This window comes from Desulforhabdus amnigena, assembly GCF_027925305.1.
Taxonomy (GTDB): domain Bacteria; phylum Desulfobacterota; class Syntrophobacteria; order Syntrophobacterales; family Syntrophobacteraceae; genus Desulforhabdus; species Desulforhabdus amnigena.
The window spans coordinates 2,469,569-2,490,323 of sequence record NZ_BSDR01000001.1 but is presented as its reverse complement, the minus strand read 5'-3'; the positions used below and the strand labels follow the sequence as shown (position 1 = coordinate 2,490,323).

General features: G+C 55.0%; 12 protein-coding genes. 1 reads left to right on the top strand and 11 read right to left on the bottom strand.

All coding sequences use genetic code 11. The features are described from left to right. Positions 1 to 21 precede the first annotated feature (21 nt). Positions 22 to 2,781: a formate dehydrogenase subunit alpha gene (gene fdhF / locus QMG16_RS10560; protein WP_281794104.1), complete on the top strand. Its 2,760-nt coding sequence runs from the start codon at positions 22 to 24 to the stop codon at positions 2,779 to 2,781. A gap of 133 nt (positions 2,782 to 2,914) precedes the next feature. On the opposite strand, the gene QMG16_RS10555 is transcribed toward fdhF, so the two are convergent. The 11 genes from QMG16_RS10555 to QMG16_RS10505 form a co-directional block, all read right to left on the bottom strand. Next, positions 2,915 to 3,421: a YbaK/EbsC family protein gene (locus tag QMG16_RS10555; protein ID WP_281794103.1), complete on the bottom strand. Its 507-nt coding sequence runs from the start codon at positions 3,419 to 3,421 to the stop codon at positions 2,915 to 2,917. A gap of 86 nt (positions 3,422 to 3,507) precedes the next feature. Continuing rightward, positions 3,508 to 4,923 (bottom strand): type III glutamate--ammonia ligase, encoded by a 1,416-nt coding sequence (gene glnT / locus QMG16_RS10550; protein WP_281794102.1) that lies wholly within the window; start codon positions 4,921 to 4,923, stop codon positions 3,508 to 3,510. A 482-nt stretch (positions 4,924 to 5,405) separates the two neighbouring features. Next, positions 5,406 to 7,142, bottom strand: coding sequence for a cation:proton antiporter domain-containing protein (locus tag QMG16_RS10545; RefSeq protein ID WP_281794101.1), 1,737 nt, complete (start codon positions 7,140 to 7,142; stop codon positions 5,406 to 5,408). A gap of 252 nt (positions 7,143 to 7,394) precedes the next feature. Further along, positions 7,395 to 9,425: a monovalent cation:proton antiporter family protein gene (locus QMG16_RS10540; RefSeq protein WP_281794100.1), complete on the bottom strand. Its 2,031-nt coding sequence runs from the start codon at positions 9,423 to 9,425 to the stop codon at positions 7,395 to 7,397. Between the two features lie 492 nt (positions 9,426 to 9,917). Continuing rightward, entirely contained in the window at positions 9,918 to 13,010 is a 3,093-nt protein-coding gene (locus QMG16_RS10535; protein WP_281794099.1) for a glutamate synthase-related protein, read from the bottom strand. A gap of 76 nt (positions 13,011 to 13,086) precedes the next feature. Further along, on the bottom strand, positions 13,087 to 14,007 hold the full coding sequence (locus QMG16_RS10530) for a class II glutamine amidotransferase domain-containing protein (RefSeq protein ID WP_281794098.1): 921 nt from the start codon (positions 14,005 to 14,007) through the stop codon (positions 13,087 to 13,089). Between the two features lie 393 nt (positions 14,008 to 14,400). Beyond that, positions 14,401 to 15,018, bottom strand: coding sequence for a helix-turn-helix domain-containing protein (locus QMG16_RS10525; RefSeq protein WP_281794097.1), 618 nt, complete (start codon positions 15,016 to 15,018; stop codon positions 14,401 to 14,403). Between the two features lie 172 nt (positions 15,019 to 15,190). Continuing rightward, positions 15,191 to 15,820, bottom strand: a complete 630-nt coding sequence (locus QMG16_RS10520) for an aminomethyltransferase family protein (protein ID WP_281794096.1) — start codon at positions 15,818 to 15,820, stop codon at positions 15,191 to 15,193. Between the two features lie 123 nt (positions 15,821 to 15,943). Beyond that, positions 15,944 to 18,865, bottom strand: a complete 2,922-nt coding sequence (locus tag QMG16_RS10515; protein ID WP_281794095.1) for an FAD-dependent oxidoreductase — start codon at positions 18,863 to 18,865, stop codon at positions 15,944 to 15,946. Next, positions 18,862 to 19,140, bottom strand: coding sequence for a sarcosine oxidase subunit delta (locus QMG16_RS10510; protein WP_281794094.1), 279 nt, complete (start codon positions 19,138 to 19,140; stop codon positions 18,862 to 18,864). The genes QMG16_RS10515 and QMG16_RS10510 overlap by 4 nt, the downstream gene beginning before the upstream one ends. 13 nt (positions 19,141 to 19,153) lie before the next feature. Next, the gene (locus tag QMG16_RS10505) at positions 19,154 to 20,374 is read right to left on the bottom strand and encodes an FAD-dependent oxidoreductase (RefSeq protein WP_281794093.1); all 1,221 of its coding nucleotides are present in this window, start codon (positions 20,372 to 20,374) and stop codon (positions 19,154 to 19,156) included. Between the last annotated feature and the right edge of the window lie 381 nt (positions 20,375 to 20,755).

The window sequence follows — 20,755 nt, the reverse complement described above, 5'->3', positions numbered from 1 at the left end:
CGCCGAACTGGAGGGGTTGACATGTCCACATTGTTGTTGAACGGTCAGGAAATAGAATTTGAACCGGGGCAGACCATTTTGCAGGTAGCGAAGGCCCATGGAGTACACATTCCCACACTCTGTCACCTGCAGGATGCGGATCACAAAGAAGTGTGTCGCATTTGTGTGGTGGAAATCAAGGGGAGTGACCGGCTCCTGCCGGCCTGCGCCACACCGGCCGTCAAAGGGATGGAAATCCAGACAGATTCATCCCGGGTGCGTGAAGCTCGCAAGATCATCATCGAAATGCTGGTGGCCACCGGCCAGCACACCTGTTTTGCCTGGGATCGCCCCCGGGAAGGCTGGACCGGGGCTCATGTAAGAGCCGCTAACAGGCCCTGGCACCAGATCATGTGCCCGGCTGACGGCGATTGCCGCCTTCAGGAACTGGTGAGGGAATACGGGGTCGACACCACGGACCTGGTGCCTCAGGACTTTGAATTTCCCCTGGACGACGAACACCCGCTCATGGTGCGGGACTTCAGCCGCTGTATACTTTGCGGCCGCTGCGTGGCCGCCTGCAACCAGGTTCAGGTGAATCTCGCCATTCCCTATCCTTACGGCCGGCGTGAAGAAAAGCCGCTGCCGCAGGGATGGTTTCCGCTTGCGGATTACGACCAGTGCGTGCACTGCGGCGAGTGCGTTCAGGCCTGTCCCGTGGGGGCCCTCTTTGAAAAAAGGGCTTTCGGGCTGGCCCGGGCCGGGGAAACCAACAAAGTGCTCACCACCTGTGCCTATTGCGGAGTGGGGTGCCAGATGTGGCTGCATGTAAAAGACGGCCGTGTCGTCAAGGTCACGGGGGTGGAGAATGCTGTGCCCAACCGGGGGCGGCTTTGTGTCAAAGGGCGCTTCGGTTACGACTTCATTCACTCCCCGGATCGCCTCACCGTGCCGCTCATCAAAGAAAACGGTACTTTTCGCGAAGCTTCCTGGGATGAAGCCCTCGACCATGTCGCCGGGCGCTTCGCACAGATCCTGCGCGCCCATGGCCCACGGAGCCTGGCGGGCCTCTCTTCCGCACGTGTGACCAACGAAGAAAACTACCTGATGCAGAAGTTGGTGCGCACAGGCTTTAAAAGCAATAACATCGACCACTGCGCCAGGCTCTGCCATGCCTCGACGGTAGCCGGTCTGGCCGCCTCTTTTGGTTCCGGTGCCATGACCAATTCCATCGCCGAGATGGAAGACGCGGATGCTTTCATCGTTATCGGGTCCAACACCACAGAGGCGCATCCCGTCCTTTCCACCTTCGTCAAAAGGGCCGTGATTCATAACGGGGCGGAACTGGTGGTGATCGATCCCCGCCGCATCCCCCTGGTAGCTCATGCCGCCGTCTGGCTGCGTCAGCGCCCCGGAACGGATATTGCCGTCATCAATGGTCTGATGCACGTCATCATCAGGGAAAACCTGGCCGATGAGCCGTTCATTGCGGAGCGTTGCGAAAATTATGATGCTCTGCAGAAGGTGGTGGCCTCCTATACCCCCGAAAGGGTGGAAGCCCTCAGCGGTATTCCGGCCGAAGACCTGATCCGCGCCGCCCGCATCTACGGCAGGGCGGGTAAAGCCATGATTCTGTACGCCATGGGGATCACTCAGCATAGCTGTGGTACGGACAACGTCAAGTCTCTCGGCAACCTGGCTATGCTCACGGGGAACGTCGGCCGGCTTTCAACAGGCGTCAACCCCTTGCGAGGCCAGAACAACGTTCAGGGGGCCTGTGACATGGGGGCTCTGCCCAATGTCTTTCCAGGCTACCAGGTGGTGACAGACGGTGGAATCCGGTCGAAGTTCGAGGCTTTCTGGAAGGCCCCTCTGGATGCCGAAGTGGGGTTGGCTCTCACCGAGATGCTTCCAGCCGCGGCTGAAGGCAGGATCAAGGGCCTTTTCATTTTGGGTGAAAACCCCGTGGTGTCCGATCCCGATTCCCATCATGTGTCGGATGCCCTGAAAAACCTGGGTTTTCTGGTGGTGCAGGACATCTTTCTGACGGAAACGGGGCGCCTGGCCGATGTCGTTTTGCCGGCCGCCTGTTTCGCGGAAAAAGACGGAACTTTCACCAACACGGAACGCAGGGTACAGCGGGTGCGGAAGGCTGTTGAGCCGCCGGGGCAAGCCCGGGCCGACTGGAGGATTCTTACGGATCTGGCCAACCGCATGGGGCTTGGCTGGCGATATGATTCTCCTGAGAGCATTTTCGAGGAGATTGCGGCCTTAACCCCCAGCTATGGCGGGATCAGCTATAAACGCCTGGAAAGGGAATCGCTGCAGTGGCCCTGCCCCAGCGCCGATCATCCCGGCACTCTTTTTCTGCATAAAGACCGGTTCACCCGGGGCAAAGGGGTTTTCTTCCCTGTGGAGCATCAAGATCCCTTCGAACTTCCCGACGATGCCTATCCCATGATTCTGACCACCGGGCGCCTGCTTTACCAGTATCATACACGCACTATGACGGGGCGCTGCGAAGGGGTCAATGCTCTGGCTCCCCTGGCCGAAGTGGAGCTCAATCCGTCGGATGCGACAAGGCTCCAACTCGTCCACGGTGACCGCGCCCGGCTTACCACCAGGCGCGGGAGCATCACCGTGCATGTCCAGGTTACGGAACGGGTGAAAGCCGGCGTCGTCTTTATGCCTTTTCACTATGCCGAGGCCGCCGCCAACATTCTCACAGTGCCGGCGCTGGATCCGGTGGCCAAGATTCCGGAGTTCAAGGTTTGTGCGGTACGGGTGGAAAAAGAATCGTGAACCTTTGAGGCATCCCTCAATTATACTTATGGACGGTTGAAAACTTGACTTCGAGCGGCTTCCAGCTGCGATAGAAATAGCCAGTTCCCAAGAGAACTGCATCTGGAGCCGCTCCCACAGGGTCATCAAGAAGTCAGGATCTCATCCGCGCGGAAATATAAACGGATGTCGATCGTGTGATGGGGTGGATTCGCGCCTGGGCCACCTGGACCAGATGGTCGAATTTCATCTCCACCGTTCGGGTATTGATTCCCATGCCGCAAAAGACGGTGTCCAGCCCCATCAAATGTTCGTCGAACACCACGTGGACGTCTTCCCTTATGGGAAAGGGCCCCACGCCTCCCACCTGGAAGCCGAGATCCGCTCGAACCTCTTCTGGGGAGACGGAACGCAGGTCCGTGCGTTTCACTTCAAACGCTTGCGCCAGTTTTTTATAGTCGATACGGTCAGGGCCGAGGACGGCGGCTAAAATCCAATGATCATGCTTGATTTTAAAGACCACCGTCTTCAACAAGTTTCTCGTGAGATGGACCACCTTTTCCCGTGCTTCCTGGATGGTACAAATGGGCTGGTGGGAGTGGATCGTGTAATCAAATCCGCTTTGTTCCAAGAGTGCGATGATGCGTTCATAAACCATCATCGAAATAACCTGGCTGTTTGCTGGAAGGGCATCGAATGTCCCTTTTGTCGGTTCCATTTGACGTTATGCCGTTTTGAGTCGAGAAGCTACAGCATGGTCAGATAGCGGCTCACTTCCCATGGTGTGACCTGGCGCATGAATTCGCTCCATTCCGCTTTTTTCAAGCGAATGTACTCATCCGCGATGGGTCCCAGCCCCGACTTTACCACTTCGTCTTCCTCCAGGGCTTCGATGGCTTCCATCAGGTTCTGGGGCAGCAGGATCATTCCACGTTTTCTTCGTTCTTCATGGGAAAGGTTCCAGACATTTTCCCGCAGAATGGCTTCCCCGGGGTCTATTTCATTTTTGATCCCGTCCAGACCCGCCGCCATGTGAGTTGCCAGAAGCAGGTAGGGATTCACCATGCCCGAAGGAGACCTGTCTTCAAAACGGTTAGAATCGGGACATCTGAAGAGTTGGGTCCGGTTGTTGTCTCCGTAGGATGCATACGCAGGAGTCCACGTGTAACCCGAAGCGGTGGAGTAGACGAATTCACCGCTTTGAATGCGGCGGTAACAATTGACTGTGGGAGAAGCGACGGCGGTGATGGCGCGAATGTGTTTGAGGAGTCCTCCCACGTAATGGACTGCCGTCTTGGAAATTCCCAATCCCTTGCGATCTTTTTCACCCTTCTTGAGAGGAAACAGATTTCTCCTGTTCAGTACATCCGCCACATGGAAGTGCAGATGCGCCCCCGATCCCGTCCTGTTCTGAAAGGGTTTGGCCATGAAGGTGCAGATGGCCCCGTATTTGGTTGCAACCTGACCCGCCATCATCCTGAAAAGGGTCAGGCGATCTGCTGAAGTCAGAGCATCGGACCAGCCGAAATTGATCTCATATTGACCATTGGCATCCTCGTGGTCGCTCTGGTAGATATCAAAGCCCATCTGGTTGCCATATCGGATGATGTCCTGCAGGTAATCCATAGCCTGGCACATGCCTTTGAAGTCGTAGCAGGGCTTGGCCAGTTTGTCGATTCCCTGCGGGTCCCAAGGCATCAGACCACCATCCGGTCTGCGCATGACGAGGAAATGTTCCGGCTCGAAGCCCCCATTGAGGGCATAGCCCTCCGCAGCAAAGATTCCCATCATGCGCTTGAGATTGTTGCGAGCGCAATAGGGCCACGGTTCATCATCCACGTAAAGATCGCAGCTTGCGATGGCCACGTTCGGTCTCCAGGGCAGCCGGCAATAGGTGGCAAGGTCCGTCCTCGCCATGAGATCATGACTTTCCGGTCCCTGTCCGAGCCCCCACACCGCTCCCCCGGCAAACCCGGCTCCTTCGTCGATCAGGCCTTCGAAGCAATTCACCGGTACCTGCTTGACCTTGGGAGCTCCGTGAATGTCCACAAACTGAGCCAGAATGAATTCGATGCCCTGCTCCTGGAGTCTTTGCCGGACCTGTTGCCTCAAATCACTGTTGCCATTGTCCATGGTGTCTTGCACAGCAGCCGTCAGAGTCATGACCGATCCTCTCTTTTTTGTTTTTACCTTTATGATTATTTTTTTCTTGTCATGAATCTTTAAGCAGTTCCTGTGCCAATCCTGCAGCATTTTCTGTAATGCTTTCAAACTTATGATATAATTGATTATATTCTTATATAAATGCTTGTCTTAAGCCATTCGTTGCGGGAATGATCGATACAAATTTGTTCTATTACTTGAATGTTTTTTCGGAATTCAACCGGGCAGGGTCCTGTTTTGTATTCAATGATTATTTCATTGAAAAGATTTGTAAAAAATGAAATCAGCGGACTGTCCATGCATATTATAACAGTCCGCTGATCCAATTTTCTCTTTAGCCGGCGGGTGCGAACCGGGCTGAAATGAGGTTTTGGAGTAAATAAAAAAATAACAAAAATGTTTCATTTTGCTTTTGGGACGGTCTGGAACATATTAGCCGTTTTTTGGGAATCGATGCAATTTACTCGGTTTCCAGGCTTATATCAGTCAAGGACTTCCTTGCGGGCCAGGAGATGTGTCATTTCTTCCTCCCGATAGTGCTCGAGGTTCTCATGCAAAGAATCGGAGATGACCCTGGCCACTAATCCTGCCGAGTGTATTCTCGGGATGAAGACAAAGTCCGCTCCTTGCTGATAGAGGTTCAGGGCCGCCTGCAAGGTGTTGGCGGTTACTATTACCCGGGCCTGCGGGCAAAGGCGTCTTGAGAGGCTCAGCAGTTTTTCATTGGTTGTGCCGCGAAGGATGGTATCCGGGATGGTGCACACCAGCGTCTTAGTATGATTGACGTGTGCATGCATCAGCGTGTCCACACTCGAAATATCCCCATAGATGCACTTGACGTCGCGTTTATTCAGTTCACAATGAACCACGGGGTTGAAGTCGATCACCAGCACCTTCTTTGCAAGTGGAACTCCATTTTCATCCAGCATGGACTCGATTTCATAAAAGACCGAGCTCGTTTCCCTGTAAAACCCGAGAAAGACAATCTCCTTTGGTTGTTCTACTGCCTCTCCGGTAGAGGATTGCCTGTCGATATCCTTCAAACCGAATTTTTCCAGAACAGGAGCGATCCTCAGTTGGATTTCGTGGTTGTATTGGATCATGTAGGTTGATGCGACCGATGTGATGGCAAAGACGAAAGTCAAAATCCCCACCACCTGGGAATCGATGTGGTTGAAGCCGAGCCCCAGGGATGCAATGACGAGGGAAAATTCGCTCATCTGCGACAGGTTGATGGACGGGATAAGACTCGAGCGCAACCCTTCCTTCATGGAGTAGAGAATGGGAAAGACGGAGAGAAATCTCGTCGCGACGAGGAAGAGGGAGGCTAAAGCGGCGTAGGCAAGGAGCGAGGCTGTTGGAACAGGGATCTGAAGCCCGAGGCCGACGAAGAAAAGTGTCACGAAAAAATCCCTTATGTTGGTCACCTTGGAAATGACGTCGATATTGTAGGGAAATGTGGAGAGACTCACTCCCGCCACAAGGGCTCCCATTTCCTTGGAAAGCCCTACTTCACCTGCGATACCGCTTATGAGAAAGCACCAGGCGATGGCGGTTACGAGAAGCAGTTCAGGGATCTTTGCGATGAAGGAAAAGACGTGCGAGAGAAGGTACTTGCTTACGGCAAGGCTAAAAAGCACAAGGCCGGCTCCCTTCACAAACGAGAGCAGAATGATCGACGCTCCCGGGCTCATGAGATTCGGCTGTAGGGATAAAAAGAGAATAGCCCAGATATCCTGAAAGACGAGGATTCCGAGAGTGATTTGTCCTGGCAGTGTAGAGAGTTCAAACTTGTCATAGAGGATCTTTACAACGATCATCGTGCTGCTCAATGCCATCGCTACGGCAAGATAAAGCGCATCGAATCGGCCGCCTCGCAAGTCGAAGCCTATGAGGGAAAAAAAACCGATTCCCAGCGCTGCGCAGATGAGAAACTGGGAAAGACCCGAGACGATGAGGGTCCGTCCGGCCGAGAGAAGCTTTCTCAGATCGATTTCGAGGCCGATGATGAAAAGGAGAAGAATAAGCCCTATTTCTGAGATGAGCGTGATGCTCGCCTCGTCCTGGATCAGCCCAAAGCCTATTTTCGGCCCGACCACGATTCCTGCCGCAAGGTAAGCCAGAATCAACGGCTGCTTCAAAGCCCTGGCAAGAAGCGCGAAAAACGTTGCAGCAACAATAGAAAGTCCAATGTTCGATAGAAGATCAATTTCGTGCATATGCAAATTACCTCTCTCTAACAACGGGAAATGGGAAATCCCCGGCAACTCGATTCGGGCATAAGAAAACCCCGGCAGAAGGTTCGTCTGCCAGGGGGAAAACCAATTCGCATTTGCCGGGGAAGGTTTTCAGATAGGCTTTAAGACCTATCCGAAAACCTTCCCCGGCAGTGGACACCCCCCTTTAATTCCCCCCTCGAGGGGGGACCAAGGGGGGTGTCGCAAAGTCCACAGGTGGTTTCCGGATAGGTTCTAAGAAGGTGCAATCTCCTCGCTGCCGGATTCAAATAAGTGCTGTATCTGTGCAATCTTTTCCGGGGTTCCGACCAGGATGGAAATATCCCCGGCAAGGAATATGGTGTCGGCTCCTGGATTGGAGACCATCTCCGAGTTTCGACGGATCGAGAGGAGCGTAACCCCGTATCTCTTTCTCAAACCCACTTGAGCAAGCGTTTTTCCTGCTATAGGGGCTCCCTCTTTCACCCTTAATGAACAGATTTGGACGTCGGGAAGGTAGAGCCTGTAGTCACAAAAAGACGGGGAACAAAAGGTTGTGGCCTCCTCTGAAAGGCTTCTCAGCATTCCGTAACCGTCGTTTCTAACCCCGGCTACTAATCGCTCGATCTCATCCCTTGGGATGAGATATTTGGCGAGAACCCGGCTGAAGATTTCAACCGAAGTTTCAAATTCTTCCGGAATGACTTCGTTTGCGCCAAGCTCGTAAAGCGGCTTCATCTCCGGCAAATAGCGGGTCCTGGTGATGATGTGCAGCCTTGGGTTGAGACTGCGGGCTGACGCTACCACCATTCGGGTAGCGACAGGGTCGGGGATGGCAACGACCATGATCCTTGCATTGTGCACGCCCACATGTTCAAGGACGGCCTCCTGGCTCGCATCCCCAAAATAGATGGGTTCTCCCTTCGCTTTCTCTTTTTTTACCGTCACTGGATTCATCTCAACGATCATGTAGGGGATGCCGGCACTCCTGGCGGCACGCGCCACATTCCTGCCGTTTAGCCCGTAGCCTATGATGAGGAGATGGTCCTTTGGAATTTCTTGACCGTTGTTTACGGGCTCCTTGGGCGCACGTTTCAGGCCGGTTTGCAGCCTCACCGGCATAGGAAAACGCATGAGCAGGGCGGCAATGGGAACTCCCTGTGCAATGATGAAAGGGGTTGCCGCCATGCTGAGAACGGATACTGCAAGAAAAACCTGATATGCATTTCCGGAAAGAAGACCGTGCTTGACCCCTGCCTTGGAGAGGATGAAGGAAAACTCGCCGATCTGGCTGAGTGCCAGCCCCGATAGGACCATCGTGCGGAAAGGGTATCCCAAAAGAGCGGCCGCGCCGCCTGCCAGGATTGTTTTTAGGACCAGGATGCCCAAAATGATCAAAACGACCATTACTGGATGCTCGAGCATCACGCGGGAATCGACCAGCATGCCTATAGAGATGAAAAAGATGCTCGTGAAAAGATCGCGAAAGGGGAGGAGGTTACTCAGGGCCTGGTAGCTATATTCCGATTCCGAGATAATGAGACCGGCGAGAAATGCTCCCAGAGCGAGTGAGAGCCCGATGCTTGATGTAAGCCAGGCAACCGAGAGGCACATGACGACGACGGTGAGGAGAAAGAGCTCTCTGCTTCTTGTCTTTGCAATCTGAAAGAGAACATGAGGAACAACCCATCTGGCGCTGAATATAGCCAGGACCACGATTGCTATTCCTTTGAGGAAGAGCATCGTGAAAGTCCCAGAAACATTTCCCTCGCCTCCCTTCATGAGGGGGATGAGAAGCATCATGGGAACGGCAACCACATCTTGAAAGATCAGGATAGCAAGGTCGATCCTGCCCTGAGGGCTATCTACCTCGGCTCTTTCCTGCAAAAGCTTGAGGACTATGGCCGTGCTGCTCAGGGATACCAGGAAGCCGAGGAATATGGATTTTCCAACGTCCTGGCCGAGCATTCTGGCTATGAGAAATGTAATGAGGAGGGTCGCAAATACCTGGAAGGAACCGCCGATAAGAACCGACCTTTTGAGCTGCCAGAGGCTTTTCATGGAAAATTCGAGGCCGATGGTGAAAAGGAGCAGCACCACCCCTATTTCAGCCAGGACTTCCACCTCGTGAACGGCGCCGATCAGACCGAACCCGTGAGGTCCCGCCAATACGCCTGTCAAAAGGAACCCGACAATGGCCGGGATGCGCAACTGGTGGCATATATAGAGCACACCGATGGCCAGCCCAAAGATGATCACAATGTCGCTCAGAAGCGGTATTTGCATGAGATGACTGGTTCTCCTTCTCTATAGAACACGGAGGCGAAAGTTCCACCCTATCGGAAGATTTGATTTCCCGTCGGGACCGGCAAGCCCAAACAAAAAGGCCGCTGTCCACAACGGCGATCGTGGGCAGCAGCCCGACTATCCGAAACCTGGAGGAAAAAAACGATTCCTTCCGAACCCGTGGCTATATTAGCGACTTATCCTCCCTGAATCAAGAAGCACTAGACCGGAAAAGAACATTGTCTCTTTACGTGGAAAGGGCTCTCCCGGCTATCGGGCATTTCGCCCTTCGCTTCATTTGTTTTGTCTTGGATAGGCTGTCTGAAAATCCCTCTGCTTGGGAGCCTAATCCGCTTCGATTTCTCCTGGTCCCTCACTTGACATTGTCAGATTTTATTTGAACCACGGAGACACAGAGGGCACAGAGAAAGACTATCAAATGAAATCTTTGTGTTCTCTCCGTGTCTTTGTGGTTAATGTGGCAATGTCGCACTAAAAGCCTTCCCGTTTTTTTCGGCCCGACGCCAGAGGAATGTCGAGAGCTTTGGATGTTGCCAGGGTGATGCTGCGCATGTCCTCCGGTTCCAGGTTGTGGATGTCGGTTTTTCCCGTACACCGGGCGATGATGGCCGTTTCCTGGGCGGTTCCCTTGATCCACTGGGTCATGGCTGTGGATCTCTCTTCCATGGTCATGGGGGTATCGAAGTGAACGCTCTTCCCCTCAACCCTTCCTCCCAGTGCGATCCCGGCAGCGACTCCAAAGACGGATGCCTTGCAGTTGAGGGCGAGGACTTTTGCCACGTCCGTGCCCGACCGCATGCCGCCAAAATTGATGAGGGCGATCTCTTCTTCCCGGTTCATATCGCGCAGAAGATGGATTGCATCTCTCATGAGGGTGAGGTCCGGCTGCCCCTTGAGTTCGGCCCATGGGTGTTCCATGCCCAGAGAAGAATCCAGCAGAAGAAAGTCCATTTGCTTTTCAAGGGCATGCGGTAGTGCCTCCCGAAGAGTTTTCGCCGTGGCAACCATGCCGAGAAGCTGGCTGGAACTCTGCCGCTCCATCTCCATGGGTTTGAACGTATTGCCGGGGGCATGAACGAGGGCTGCAGCTTCAGGATGGGGGCAATCCCCATTGCATAGAATTTGAAACCAGAAAACCTTTTTCCATGCTTCCTCTTCGTTTCCGGGAATCCCTTCCATGAGAGGCATTCTGCCCACATAGGCGCATTGCGTTTCTGCAAGGCTTTTGGCAAGGGCCGCCTTTACGTCCAGGGGTGCAGCGTCAAAACCAGTGAAAAGGAAGGGCTGTGCCAAATCGACCCATGGCGCGCCCGCGGGAACTCTTCCCAGCCCTGCCGACCTGCTGATGCGGGTGCGGGTGCTGCACTCCTCCCTGTACGGGTCGATGACCAGGCGGGTCAGGGCTGCGGAAAGGAAAACCAGGTCATCCAGGTGAGCCGGACGGTTTTCGGGAAAGGGATTTTCTCCGGGGCGCAGGAGTTGCATGAGGATTTCCCTCTGTTTTTCAGTGTTCCTTGCATCAGCTTTCGACATGGCCTGAATGGCGATCCGGTCGCGCCGGGAAAAACCAGCGGACCCCGTTTCGCTCTTTCCTCTTTCGAACCGTTCGGATTCCTCCCGCAGCCCTGTGAATTTATTCCGATAGCCGGGATCGTAGGGGAGCCGGGTCATTTCTGCGGCCTCGGGAGTCAGGGCCACGAGATCGTTGCGGGAGAGCTGCCGAACGTCCGTGTACCCAAGAGCCTGCACGATGGAAGCGAGCTGCCAGCGGATGGATTCCAGGTACTTGTGCATCCTCAGTGCCTTGGATTCGACGTCGAAACGCTCCGTGTACTTTTCGTTTTGAGTGGCGATGCCCACAGGGCAATTCCCCGTGCTGCACTGCATGCATCCCGTGCATCCCGCGGCGATGAGCATGGAAGTGCCGAGTCCAACGGCCGTTGCCCCGAGAGCGATGGCCTTGGCTGCGTCCACTCCGTTGCGGATGCCCCCCATGAGGACAATGGGGAGTTCCCCTTCCGCGTCGATTTCCGCCAATCCATCCCGGGCTTCCATAATGGCGGCGATGGTGGGGATTCCCACATATTCCAGGACTTCACAGGCGGCGGCACCCGTGCCTCCCTGGAGTCCGTCCAGTTCGACGAAATCCAGGTCGTCTTTGAGTGCGATCTTGATGTCGTCGCGCGTGCGGCCGGCCCCGAGCTTGAGCCCTACGGGCAGCCTTCCTCCCACGGCTTCCCGAAATTCCTGGATTTTCATGATGAGGTCGTCGCCTCCCAGAACGTCGGGATGCCTTGACGGGGAGCGCAGATCCATTCCTGCGGGAATCCCTCGCATCTCGGCAATTTCCCGGGTGAGTTTGGAGGCCATGAGCTGTCCGCCCAGGCCCGGTTTGGCTCCCTGGGAGATATAAAGCTCCAGGGCGTCCGCCCTTTTCATGTCGTGGATGTTCCACCCGAGTCGTCCCGAGAGGCATTGAGCGATGAGTTGCCGGGCTTCGGCCCGTTCTACGGAATACATACCGCCTTCGCCGGTATTTTCGGAAATGCCGGAAAGGCGCGAAGCGGCACCGAGAGCGGCCTTCATTTTGCCGCTCACCGCGCCGTAGCTCATGGGAGCGATCATGACGGGCATGCTGAGATCCAATGCTCTTCCCCCGTGCTTGCCGCCGACAAAGGTCCTGAGATTCACCCGCGAGAGTCCATCCGCATCTTTCCCGGCTTTGGAAAGATCCGCTTTGAAGGCAATGTCCTGAAAGTGGGGAATATGCCGTGCGGCGCCGTAGCCCCGGATGCGGTACCGGCCGATCTCTCCCTTGATGCGAATGTCTTCCTGAACCTTTTCGTTCCAGTAAGCGGCATTTCCCCCGGAAAACTCCTTGAAGGGGATATAGCGCTTTTGAACTTCGGGCTTGGAATAGCGCAATCCCTTTCCTGCACAGACGATCTTTTTGAAAGAACCCTGAAAGGTTATTCCATAGCGGTCCAGGAATTCCATGATGCCGTCGATGTCTTCCCGGGTCGGCTCGCAGACCATGGCGTCATTGCCCAGGGATTCCAGGGCTCCGCCCACGAAGATTGCGCCCCCCGCCATGTCTTCGCCTACCTTGAGGCCTGAATTTCCCAGAATGATGAGGCGTCCTCCGTACATCATGTAACCGGCCATGAAGCTGGAATTGCCCACGCAGCAGAGCGTTCCCTTCTTCATGACCTGTCCTGCGCGGGACCCCATGTTGCCTTTGATGACGATTTCACCGCCGCGCAGGGCTTCGCCGGCGATCGCTCCGGCATTGCCGCCCACGACGATGGAGCCGGCGAGCATATTGTCGCCCACTCCCCAGCTCACGTTTTTCTCGACCTCTATGGTGGGACCGTCGGTGAGCCCCCCACAAAAATACCCCGCGGAACCGCGGATTTTTATTTTGATGGGATTGGTCAAACCCACGGCGATATAGTGCCTTGCGTCCGGGTTGATGAGTTCCACATCCTGATGGTTTGCCCCGTACCCCTTGATCACCTCATTGACGGTACGTATAGACATGCTGGATAGATCGATTGTTGCCATCTGTTTACACCCTTTCTGCCGTCATAAGAGGCTGAATAGATGAAAAAGTAACAATAGTGTGCTTTCGAGGACCTTCTCAGACGGTTCGCGACCAGAGCCCGCAGGTAAAGGGAGCCGGTTCCACGGTCTCGAGGGCCTCTCCCGGAAAAAGCCGGTTCAGCCCGACTTCCTCGGATGAAACGGCTATCAGGTCGTCATTTTCACAGATGACCAGAGGCTTGGCGGCCAGTTTGTCTTTGGCGTACCCGATGGAATCTTTTGTCGCGACAAGGTACGAAAATGTGCCGTCCAGGTCGTCCAGGGATTCCTTGAGAGCGTCTTCAAGGGATGCTCCCTGGCTCATCTGGTACGCCAGGTAGACGGCGATGAGTTCCGTATCGTTTTCCGTCTGAAAGATCATTCCCTGCCGCTCCAGCCGGCGGCGCATGATCCAGTAGTTGGTGAGCTGTCCGTTGTGTACTGTGGCCACATCCGCGAAGCCGGAGGCCCAGAATGGATGAGAAGTCTGGGGATGGACTCCCGATTCGGTGGCAAGGCGGATGTGGGCGATGCCGTGTGTGCCGTCGAAAGCTCCGATTCCGTAGCGGTCGGAAATTTCCCGCGGCTGCCCCACGTCCTTGATGATGTCGAGGCTCGTTCCCATGGAGACCAGTTTGAAATCCCGTTCCAGGCCGTGGGTCAGCGAAAGGATATCTCCACTATATCGAATGCGGATGCCATAGGTGCAGCCCGTCACTTCCGCATCGGTCACCGTGGCGTTCAAATCGGCCAGCCTTTTGCCTATGCGTTCCCGGTCTTTGTCCATCCCTTCACCTTGAGAAACGAAAAAGCGCAGCCGGAGTTCTTCTCCCACGGGTTCTTTGTAGAGAGCCCATCCGGCGGAATCGGGACCGCGGTGTAAGGTGGCGTCCAGCATTTCTGTGAGCGCTTCTCCCGTTGTTTTTTTCAGTTTTTTGCTTTTGCCGTTTTTACGAAGAATCCCTGCTATGGCGCACATGAGTACCTCCCGAAGTAAAACTCCCAAGATAAAAACTCAGCTCTCCCTTTTTCGAACCTTCCCTTGTCACAATGTGGGGATGGTTTTTGAACGTTTCACATTCAGGGAAGAACTATGCAAATTTCATTCACTTTTTTTTCATTTAATGAAATATTTTCCAGGCAAAAAAGCCCCCGGGGCAGATGCCGATATGAACTCCCCCTTTGAAGGGGGATGTTGTTCGAGCTTTATCCCCCTGCCCCTTCTCGAGGGATTGAATCGTTCAGTGGGGCGAGAGAGCTTTCGCCACCGTATACCGGCTAGTACATGCCCGCATAAATGGGATTTTGATCATTTATTTGCGCGGAGCCGTACGGGGTATCGCGGCGCATTTCCTGGCCGGTTTACCTGGTGTTACTCTGAAAACCTTGGGGAGACGATGATGGAGAGAAACTTTATGGGCAGTTCGTTGAGCTCCTCCGGCCCGTGGGGAGCGTCGGCGTCGAAGAAGAGGGAATCTCCCGGCAGGAGAGGGTACGACCGGTTGCCGTGCATGTAGAGCATCTTCCCTTCCAGCATATAGATGAATTCCATGCCGGGATGTTGGAAAAGAGGAAAGACCTCCGACTTTTCGGACAGTTCGATGAGGTAAGGTTCGACATTGATGCTCTTGCCCACGCTGTGCCCGAGAAGCCTGTACTGATGGCCCGCCCGTGTTCCCCGCCGCTCGATGACGAGCCCCTGACCGGCTCGAACATAACTGGCGTCACGCTCTTCTTCGAACTTTCGGAAGAATGCCGTGACCGGAATGTTCAGAGCCTGAGAGAGGGATTGAAGCGTTGCAAGAGAAGGGGAAGCGTTTCCGTTTTCGATTTTGGAAAGCATGCCGGCGGAAAGGCCGGCCAGCTTGGCCAGTTCAGCGATGGTGAGATCCATCTTTTTTCGGAAGCTGCGTATTTCACGCCCTATAGCCAGTTCCAATTTGTTGTTCTGGCCACTCTGTTCGCTACTTTCTGAATGCGGAGTCTTCATTTTCTCTTGCATGGCCTGAGTTGTCGACAGATCGGTTTCCCTCTCGAAACCTTGCGGAATGGAAACCCCCTCATCTGAATCCTAAAAAAGGGTAACAGCTTCGATGGGTTCCCGTCAACAAGGTCGTATCGCTCCTGGTTTCTTTCCGTCAAATCATCCTGTTTCACCCGTTTTACGCCAGAGCGCTTTCGAATCGCTTGGTTCCGGCTGGGCGCAGCCCGAATTCCTCCCCTGTATCCATGATGGCGTGAACCATGTCTTTCGCATATCCACGTGAGCATGCCACGAGGAAGGCTCCGTCAAGGCCGTTTCTTTTCAGAACCACAACCTGGGAAGGGACATGCGAAAACGGTCCCTGCACCAGGAAAGGCGCCTCCTTTTGGGGATCGCCGAGATCCATGGAGGTGAGTTTTTCCGCGATGCCAAAGACACCACGTCCCACCACTGCGGTCATCATGTATCCCTCAGTGACCTCCGTGAAAGCGGCTTCCTGGGGGGAAGCCGCCGCTTCTCCCCAGAGCTGATAGATGGATGCGCCGGTGCGCCCGGTGCGGCTGACGACAAATCCGCCCTGGAGAACGCTTTCCCCCGGCACCTCGGGTATCCGAATTCCAAAGGGGGTGAACGCGCCGATTTGGGCGTCCTGCAAAATCCATTTGAGACGGTGGCTCAGATCGGTCACAAAAGGCGCTTCTTCATGTTCCTTCTCATATTGAAGAACCACCTGCCACGCCCCTCGAATTTCGGTTTCAAGGGGCCGGGCGGGAAAAACTACCGGCGAAATTCTCCTTATGGTTTTCATGTATATTCCTCCCGGTATTGCACGTGATGCATTCGAAAAAGTCGTCACCCCGGTGAAAATCAGGGGCAAAGAAATTTTGTAAGTTACTAAAAACACAGGATTCCGGCGAGCCTTCTGCTTCCACTACATCTTCATCCGCGTGCCTTCGGGATCGTAGAAGGGGGTTGGAATCACTTCTCCATGGAGCAGCTTCCCTTCACAGCCATCTTCGTAGATTCCCAGGCGAGTGCCCATTTCCGTGAGGGAATCCTCCACCAATGCCAGCCCGACGGTCTTTTCCTGCGCCGGGCAGTACCTGGCGGTGCAGACATATCCGCGAATCCTGCTGTCCACAATGATGGACCCGTCTTTGGGTGGACGGGCAGACCCGTCGGCCATTTGGAATCCCACCAGTTTCAAACGTCCCTTCTGATGTTCCGTATGCCGCAGGGCTGCAACACCTACCGTTTGACATTCCGGTTTTTTGCGCGCCCAGAGAAAGCCGAGCCCGATGTCATGCAGGGTTGTCCGCTGTTCGGATTCCGCTCCCAGAATGACATGAGCCTTTTCCAGCCGCAGTACGTTCTGGGCTTCCAACCCGAAGTTTTTTATGCCGAAAGGCTGCCCCGCTTCTTCCAGAACGTCCCAGAGAGCCTGCATGTAAGAGGATGGGACGTGGAATTCATACGAGAGCTCCCCGACAAAACCCAGCCGCATGGCCCGGACGGGGATTTCTCCCTCGATGAAAAATTCCCTGTAGCCCATGAAGGGAAAACCCTCGTTGGAAACATCCGCATCGGTCACTTTTTCCAGGACTTTCCGGCTGTTGGGACCTGCCAGGTTGATGACTCCAAAGGCGTCCGTGAGGTTCACGATGTGGTAGTCCCATTTTTCGTAGCGGGTATGGTAGTGGAACCACTCGGCGGTGGCGCCGGCTCTAACCGTGGAACTGGTCAGGTAGTATTCGTTTTCCCCTCGCTTGATGACGACGCCGTCGTCGATGACACAGCCGTCTTCATTGCACATGGCGGAATATTTGACCCTGCCCTCGACGGTCTTGGACATATCTCCCACGTAGACGCGCTGGAGAGCCTTCAGGGCGTCGGGCCCGAAGAGCCTGAATTTGCCCAAGGTCGAAGAATCGAGCATGCCGACGTTGTTGCGTACATTGAGGATTTCGTCCCGGACCGTCAGGTCGTCGCTGAAGCGGCGGGCGCGATTCCATACTCCGATGCGTTCCATGCGGCCGCCTGCGGCCACCTGCGCATCGTGCATCGGGGTCCGTTTGCTCATGTCATGGTTGGAGCCGGCATAGGTGGCAATGAGGGTGGGGACCAGCGGCGGACGCACGGTGGTGGGTCTCGGGTCCCGGTCGGGTGAGTCTCCCGTTTGAGCGACATAAAGAGGAAGATTGTGCCCGGGAATGCCTCCCTGGCCGGGGCCGGTTCCCGCTGCTGTCCAGCGCTTGATGAGTTCCGGCACATCGAAGCCCGTCTTCATGGCCTGATCCACGTTTTTCACCGTTGTGTCTTCATCGAAACAAATGAAGGTCTTGCGGCCTTTCACCGGCGCCATGACATGTTTGCAACCGTGGGAAGGAGCGGTGGTCGCGGCCTGCTTTTTTTGAACGTCTTCCAGCTCGGAAGCCGTGTTTTTCCCGCAGTCCATGGCGGCGCGAAGGCCGGCGATCCTTCCGGACATCTCCAGGGATTTTCCTTCAGAGAGTCCCAGCAAACGTCCTGCTGCGTGCATTTTTTCCGGGAAGCTCACGGGCAGGAAGAAGCCGGTCGCACCGTCGTAGGCAAGTTTGGCTCCCGCCAGGCTGAGGGGACCCGAAACAGGAGTGAGTCCCGCGGACGCCACCAACAGATCGCACGGATACTCACGCCGGCGAATTCCATTGTGGGTGGTCAGGGTGACTCCCGTGACACCTTTTCGTCCGTGGGCCCTGGCGGCGACCCATCCCTTGAGAAGAGGGATCTTGCGGCCGGCCAGTTTGGAAAGGAGGGCAGGGGACTGTCCGTCCATCCGGTGGTCTGCGATGCAGGCGATCTCCACTCCGAGGTCGAAGAGGTCCAGCGCTGTTTCAAGCCCCAGGTCGTGCCCCACGCTGAAAACGGCCTTTTTTCCCGGCAGCAGCCCCCAGGTTCTTGCCAGACGCTGGGCGCATCCCGCCTGCATGACTCCCGGCCGTTCATTGTTGTCAAAGAGCAGGGGGCGTTCGATGCATCCCGTGGCGACCACGACGCTTTCCGCCCGGATTTCAATGTAGCGTTCGTCGAAGGAATCGGATGAGCCGCCTTTTTGAAAGCCCGTGACGACATTCCCAGGGTAGGTCCCCACCACCGCCGTATGTTTCAAGACCCGGATTCCGTCGTGTTCTTCAACGCGCCGGGCCAGTTCCCGGGCCTTTTCATAAAGGGGAACATCCCCGTCGTAAGGAAGGGCGCGGTATTCCCAGCAGCCTCCCAGCCAGGGTCTCGCTTCCAGAAGAATCACGCGAAGTCCCTGTTCCGCAGCAGCCAGCGCAGCCGACATTCCCGCGGCACCGCCACCGATGACACAGACATCCGCCCGGGGAAAAATCTCGTCGAACCGGCCCTTCATTTCAAAATCGGGCGAAAGCGCTCCCTGGCCTGCAGCGTTTCGAATGAGCTTGATCACATGAGGCCATAGCCTGGCGGGCCTGTGAAAAACGCGGTAATAGAATCCAGCCGGCATAGCCCAGCTCATTTTGTCCATGAAACTCATGAAATCCCATTCCGGGCTGCCGAGGCAATTCTGGGGTTCCACCACCATGCCGTTTCGAATGAAGGTCTTTTCTGCCGAGACATTGGGCATACCGTCTACCTTCATCATGGTGTTGCTGCATTCGCCATCCAGGCTGTAGAGGCCGCGCGGACGGTGATACTTGAGACTGCGAGAGAAAATGCGCACTCCTGCGGCATAGAGGGCCGTGGCGATCGTATCCCCTTCCATCCCCCGGATGGTTTTCTTTCCGTAGCGAAAGGTGACTTTCTTTTCCGGGTGCACTCGAAGCGTTGGCATTTGGTTCAATCTGTTCATTTTTCCGCCTCCGATCCCTCGGCAGCTTCAGGTGACGGCACCTGGAGGTTGGTACGCGTATCACGATGGATGCGAAACCAACTCCCGCAGCCGCTTCGATGGCACCACCATTCTTCCTGAATGCCTGCCGTCGATTTGTTCATGTGGACATATTCACACCAAGCTTCCGGTGTGAGATCGGACGTTTCGGGCCTGGGACCCTTTTCTTCCCCTCCGTAACGGAATTCATACCCACTGCGTTTTCCGCAGATGGGACAGGTGATCTGCAATGACATGAGAAGCCTCCTTTTAGTTGTCGGATGTATATTCCACGAGGGCGGCCGTTTCCCCCATGAGGTTGTGGTTTTGAAAGCGCCGTAGAGTGAAAGGCTTCAAGATTTCCGGGCATTCGCCCTTTGCCATGAATTCGGCCATGTACTTGCCGGTGACGGCACACGACTTGAACCCGAAATACCCCCATCCGCAATCCATATAGTAGCCCTGAATGTGGTCGTTCCCATCCATGATGGGAGCCATATCGGGGGTCATGTCGGCCAGCCCCGCCCAGGTGCGCATGAATTTCACGCCTCTCAGGCACGGGATCATCTCACCCAGGGCTTCGGCCTGGTGCTTGATGTAGTGGGCGCTCGTCCGAGTGGTGTAGTTGGGCCAGGGGTCCATGTGGGCTCCCGTGGCAATCTCTCCCTTGAGGGTCTGATTGGCGTAGCAGTGGTACATGCCCGAGGAGACCACGTGGTGCAGGATCGGCTTCAAGGGCTGCGTCACCATGGCCTGAATCGTCAAAGGGCTGATGGGGAGCTTGATGCCGAGCATCCGGTAGGAAATATCGGCCGAATAGCCCCCCGCAGCCGTCAGGACCCTGGGGGTGTGAATCCTTCCTTTGTCGGTATCCACATGTTGGATCTTTCCGTTCCGGACTCCGATCCCCTGCACTTCCGTTCCCTGGTGGATATGGACTCCGTACTTGGATGCCCCTCTTGCCAGTCCCCACACGACGGCATCGTGGCGCACGATGCCTCCGGGAGGGTGAAACATTCCTCCAAAAATGGGATATCGGGGCCGATCGGAAATATCCAGGATGGGAATCAGCTCCTTGCATTCCCTGCGATCCACCAGTTCGATTTTGACGCCATTGAACTGGGCCGAAGCCACCTGCATGCGCATGGCCTTGAGGGCCGCCTCACTGTGAGCCAGGTTGAGGTTGCCGCAGTTGTAGAACATGAGGTTGAAATCCAGTTCTTTGGTCAAGACCGGCCAGAGGTCCAGGGCTTCCTTGTAAAGGGGAAGATTTTCCTGGGTGCGCTGATTGGCCCGCACGATGGCCGTGTTGCGCCCCGAACCTCCGAAGCCGATGTAGCGTTTCTCGAGAACCGCCACACGGGTCATCCCGTGGCGGCTGGCCAGGAAATAGGCCGTCGCCAGCCCGTGCAATCCCCCCCCGATGATCACTGCATCGTAATGAGATTTGAGCGGATACGTGTTCCACAGTCGCTTGCATCTTTTGAACATGGGGTCTCCTTAGGTTGTCTGGGTAAATATTTCTCATGAGACTCAAAACAATTCTCTTGATTCAAATTTATTGAATTGTCAGAAACCTTTTGTTCATTAAATGAACTTCATTGAAAAGCCTTCCTTTCCTCGAAAGAACTGAATAGAGTGACATTTACGAGTTTCATTTGTCCTACTTCGGTTGATTTTTCATTTTACAAGTTTTGCAAGGACTTATGAGCAAACCTCATACCAGGATTCTCGGAATCGAAGCGGCTGTGTATTGAAATAAATGTAATTAAATGAATTTTTTTTGAATATTTTGAAATAAACAAGGGGGTTCACGCATGAGCATTCAATGCAGAAAAAAGAACAATTATGTCTCTTATCGGGAATTAACAG

Excerpts from the sequence above, each read along its gene's own strand:
- fdhF (WP_281794104.1), top strand. The coding sequence starts at position 22 with ATGTCCACATTGTTGTTGAACGGTCAGGAAATAGAATTTGAACCGGGG.
- QMG16_RS10555 (WP_281794103.1), bottom strand. The coding sequence starts at position 3,421 with ATGATGGTTTATGAACGCATCATCGCACTCTTGGAACAAAGCGGATTT.
- glnT (WP_281794102.1), bottom strand. The coding sequence starts at position 4,923 with ATGACTCTGACGGCTGCTGTGCAAGACACCATGGACAATGGCAACAGT.
- QMG16_RS10545 (WP_281794101.1), bottom strand. The coding sequence starts at position 7,142 with ATGCACGAAATTGATCTTCTATCGAACATTGGACTTTCTATTGTTGCT.
- QMG16_RS10540 (WP_281794100.1), bottom strand. The coding sequence starts at position 9,425 with ATGCAAATACCGCTTCTGAGCGACATTGTGATCATCTTTGGGCTGGCC.
- QMG16_RS10535 (WP_281794099.1), bottom strand. The coding sequence starts at position 13,010 with ATGGCAACAATCGATCTATCCAGCATGTCTATACGTACCGTCAATGAG.
- QMG16_RS10530 (WP_281794098.1), bottom strand. The coding sequence starts at position 14,007 with ATGTGCGCCATAGCAGGGATTCTTCGTAAAAACGGCAAAAGCAAAAAA.
- QMG16_RS10525 (WP_281794097.1), bottom strand. The coding sequence starts at position 15,018 with ATGAAGACTCCGCATTCAGAAAGTAGCGAACAGAGTGGCCAGAACAAC.
- QMG16_RS10520 (WP_281794096.1), bottom strand. The coding sequence starts at position 15,820 with ATGAAAACCATAAGGAGAATTTCGCCGGTAGTTTTTCCCGCCCGGCCC.
- QMG16_RS10515 (WP_281794095.1), bottom strand. The coding sequence starts at position 18,865 with ATGAACAGATTGAACCAAATGCCAACGCTTCGAGTGCACCCGGAAAAG.
- QMG16_RS10510 (WP_281794094.1), bottom strand. The coding sequence starts at position 19,140 with ATGTCATTGCAGATCACCTGTCCCATCTGCGGAAAACGCAGTGGGTAT.
- QMG16_RS10505 (WP_281794093.1), bottom strand. The coding sequence starts at position 20,374 with ATGTTCAAAAGATGCAAGCGACTGTGGAACACGTATCCGCTCAAATCT.